This window comes from Halomonas sp. SIMBA_159, assembly GCF_046536035.1.
In the GTDB taxonomy this organism is placed as follows: domain Bacteria; phylum Pseudomonadota; class Gammaproteobacteria; order Pseudomonadales; family Halomonadaceae; genus Vreelandella; species Vreelandella venusta_A.
The window spans coordinates 1-467 of record NZ_JAWJBT010000097.1 but is presented as its reverse complement, the minus strand read 5'-3'; the positions used below and the strand labels follow the sequence as shown (position 1 = coordinate 467).

1 protein-coding gene is annotated in these 467 nt (G+C 45.6%); it reads left to right on the top strand.

Going from position 1 to position 467, the window contains the following annotated elements:
• A partial coding sequence (locus R0J87_RS18530) for a DUF3854 domain-containing protein (protein WP_498888016.1) occupies positions 1-467 on the top strand: 467 nt, incomplete at both ends.

The window sequence follows — 467 nt, the reverse complement described above, 5'->3', positions numbered from 1 at the left end:
AGAGCTAACTCGATTCATTAAGCCTCTAACCCAAATCCAGAGAGAAGTTACTTTTTGGTTTGATGAAGATACGAAGGCTAAGACCTGTAAGAATGTTTCCCACGCCCAAAAGGTTTTAGGGAAAGTCCTTTCCAAAGAAGGCTGCAAAGTCAGCATCGCTTCATGGAATCCAGAAGATGGGAAAGGCATTGACGACGCGATCGCAAAGAACGGATCAGAATGGCTAGAGCAAACTTACCAGCGACGGCTGTCGTTATCCGCTTGGCTCTACTGGAATCAAAAGCTAAGCCATATTGATAAGCAACTGAGAAAGCCATTTCTAACCAAAGATGACCTTAGCAGCACCGCCAAGCTATTGGGAGTCAAATCAGCTAAGGGAACGGGCAAGACAGAAGCGGTCGCAGACTTGGCACAAGACTATATTAAAAATGGAACACGAGTTATTGTCCTAACTCATCGCGTCCAGC